A 3087-nucleotide genomic window follows, 5' to 3' on the forward strand; every position below is an offset into this window, starting at 1 on the left:
CCAGCGCGGCGTCGAGGTTGACGGCGGTCGCGCCGTCCGGCTCGGCCTCGGCCTGGCCAACGTCGACGGTCTCGAACTCGCCCAGCGTTTTGCCGGCCGCGATGTGATCGGCGGCATCCTTGCCGACCGCGGCCACCACGACGCGCACGCTGGCCGCCACCCCCGACAGGATGGCCGCCACGTCACGGGCATGCTTGAGGCCCGGCTCGTCGCGGTCCGCGACCACAACAACGTTCCTGTCGCGCAACGGCTCCCAGTCGGCCAGGTGCGCCTTGCCGGCGCCCATCGCCGAGCAGACGGCCACACCCCCGACCAGTTCGATAGCCTCGCAGTCCTTCTCGCCCTCGACCACGTAGACGGTTTCGGCGTCGCCGATGCGGTCCGCGTGAAACAAAGCGCGGCCTTTCGTGTTCCCGGATTGGGGGAAGCTCTTGTCGGGTTTTCGGTGCACGACCCGACCGTCGGGGTAGGTGTAGTCGCGGCGTTGGGTCCACACACTCTTGGCGCGGGGGCTATCGAACAGGTCGGACATGGTCAGGCCCAACGCCGCGACCACCGAGGCGGTGGGGCAGCCGGCGTGGCAGTGCAGGACCACCCCGGCGCCGTCGCGGCGGGCGCCCACCGACAGGGAGGCGCGGTTGTCGTCGTGGGCCGGGCAGCGCGCCATGCCCTTGGCGCTCACATCGGAGCCGTGGGCGCGCAGCGCCTCCGCGACACGATCGGCGGCCGATGCGGGCTGGCGTCCACTAGAATGGTCCCCAGCGTCGCCCACGCTTGATTGGCCGTCCAGCTCACCGGCTGGGCGGCTTTTCGTTTGCGTCACCTGCCGCCGCCGCGCCGGTCGTCAGTGCGCTGGCAGGTGTTTTGGTCGAGGTAGGCCGCCACATCGCTCCACCTGTACAGAACTCGGCGCCCGCGCTTGATGAACTTCGGCCCGTCTCCCCGGTACCGCATTTGAGCGAGGCCGGCGACGCTGGTGTCCAGGGCTTCCGCTACCTCGACGGGCCGGGCAATCCCGAGGTCGATGGCTGTTGCGGCCACAATCTCACGTCCTTTCAAGTAGTCCATATATGGCGTGCGCGATGGCTTGATAATTACAGTGGCGTGATTCACTTGTCAAGTAGTCCGATCGTGGGCTACGCTTCATCACGTGACTTCACGCCCGTTGGCCGCCCTGCTCGGCGACAACTGCCGGCGGTTACGCGAGCGGGTCGGGGCCACCCAAGACGAGCTGGCGCGCTGCGCCCGCGGTGTCGGGTTACGTTGGGACGCGGCCAAAGTGCGCCGTTTCGAATCTGGGGAGGTCGCGCCAGGATTCGCCACCGTGCTGGCGGTCAGTCTCGCGCTGCAGCTCGTCTCCGCGGAGCGCCTCAAGGCTGGCGAGCAGATCGACTGGTGCTATCGAGGGCTGGCGGACCTCCTAGAGCCGCTCGACGACGACGAGTATGTCGGCCTGACGGATGCGTTCCCGCTGCGCCCCGCTGTCCTGCAGCAGGCGTGCAGTGGAATGCCTTGGGACACCTCCGCGATTACCGGCGATGCCGTCGCGAACATCACGGCCGCGGTGGACGAATTGGCGGCCGTCATCGGACGCCAGGGGCTCGCCGAGCAGCGGCTGGCGAAGCGTTGCGGGATCTCTGTCGCCCAGTTGGCGCAAGTGACGCACGAGCTGTGGGGTGGGACGTTCAGCGAAGAACGTGACCGGCGCCTCGCGCCTGGGGCCAATCAGCAGGCCCGCTCGCAGATGACGCGACGGTTGCAGGCCGAACTTGAGAAGGAATTTGCCGGTGGCGACGATAAGTAAGTACCGAACCGCCTCGGGGGCAACGCTGTACCGGGTTCGCTACCGCACACCAGGACGCGGCCAGACGCAGAAACGCGGCTTCAAGACGAAGCGCGACGCCGAGAGCTGGGCCAACAACGTCGAGGTCGACAAGCTCACCGGCTCCTATGTCAAGCCTTCCCTTGGCCGCATCCCGGTCGGCGAGCTGGCGCCGGGCTGGCTTGAGCGCAAGGAACGGGCCACCGCGCCGAGCCATTATCGGACGCTCGAATCGGCGTGGCGGGTGCACGTGCAACCGCGGTGGGGAGCGGTCGCGGTCGCCGATGTCGACCTCCTCGGCGTCGAGGCGTGGATAGCCGCGCTGGGCCGTGACGGCAATGGGGCAACGACGGTGCTGCGCGCGCATGGCGTCCTGTCGGGGGTCTTGGCCGACGCCGTGAAGGCCAAGCGGCTCGCAGTCAACCCCTGCAAGGGCGTCGAGAACCTGCCGCGCAAGCTCGGCCGCCGGCACGTGTACCTGTGCGCCGACGACGTGCACCGGCTGGCCGATGAAGCCAACGAGCACCGGGGCCTGGTCTTGCTGCTGGCTTACTGCGGGCTGCGGTGGGGTGAGGCTATCGGTCTGCGGGTACGTGACGTTGAGTTTCTGCGGCGGCGCTTGACCGTCTCGGAGAACGCCGTGCAGCTCGGCACGCGCCACGCGGTCGGCCCGACCAAGGGGCGCCTGTCGCGCTCGGTGCCGGTGCCGGGGTTCGTGCTGGCCGAGCTGGCGCGCCACTGCCAGGGGAAGGCGCCGGGCGATCTGGTGTTCGAGGGCCGCGACGGCGGCTATCTGCAGCGTCCCAAGTCGCAGACCGGCTGGTTTCAGGCGGCTGTCACCAGGGCCGGGATTCAGAGGGTCACGCCGCACGATCTGCGGCACACGTGCGCGTCGCTGGCCGTGTCTGCTGGGGTGAATGTGCTTGCGCTGCAGCGCATGTTGGGTCACAAGTCCGCCAAGATCACCCTGGACACCTACGCCGATCTGTTCGACGACGACCTCGACGCGGTGGCGGTCACCCTGCACGCCCGGTACCACACGGGAGATAACTGTAACTCCCCGATGTTACTCGCAAGTTGTGGCCAAAATGTGGCCACGGAGCGGCCACAGAGTTAGCTAGCAAACATGAAAATAGCCATCTACCTGCGGAAACATTACTGCCCAGCTAGTGCGGGCGGAGGGACTCGAACCCTCACGCTCTCTCGAGCGCCGGCACCTAAAGCCGGTGCGTATGCCAATTTCGCCACGCCCGCAGCCAGGCGAT

At 67.8% G+C, this 3087-nt stretch carries 4 protein-coding genes and 1 tRNA gene; 2 read left to right on the forward strand and 3 right to left on the reverse strand.

All coding sequences use genetic code 11. The features are described 5' to 3' along the window. A partial coding sequence (locus tag AC2VON_RS24660; protein WP_486955189.1) for a toprim domain-containing protein occupies window positions 1-823 on the reverse strand: 823 nt, incomplete at its 3' end. Continuing rightward, a complete protein-coding gene (locus AC2VON_RS24665) occupies window positions 820-1041 on the reverse strand; it encodes a helix-turn-helix transcriptional regulator (RefSeq protein ID WP_486955190.1) in 222 nt (73 codons plus the stop codon). The genes AC2VON_RS24660 and AC2VON_RS24665, both read right to left, overlap by 4 nt. 109 nt (window positions 1042-1150) lie before the next feature. On the opposite strand from AC2VON_RS24665, the gene AC2VON_RS24670 reads away from it, so the two are divergent. Next, on the forward strand, window positions 1151-1804 hold the full coding sequence (locus tag AC2VON_RS24670; protein ID WP_486955191.1) for a hypothetical protein: 654 nt from the start codon (window positions 1151-1153) through the stop codon (window positions 1802-1804). Next, complete coding sequence (locus tag AC2VON_RS24675; RefSeq protein WP_486955192.1) at window positions 1788-2939, forward strand: site-specific integrase; 1152 nt, start codon at window positions 1788-1790, stop codon at window positions 2937-2939. The genes AC2VON_RS24670 and AC2VON_RS24675 overlap by 17 nt, the downstream gene beginning before the upstream one ends. 53 nt (window positions 2940-2992) lie before the next feature. Here the strand turns inward: AC2VON_RS24675 and AC2VON_RS24680 are convergent. Continuing rightward, a tRNA-Leu gene (locus AC2VON_RS24680) sits at window positions 2993-3076 on the reverse strand. Between the last annotated feature and the right edge of the window lie 11 nt (window positions 3077-3087).

The sequence above is a fragment of the Mycobacterium sp. TH-M82 genome, from assembly GCF_057473605.1.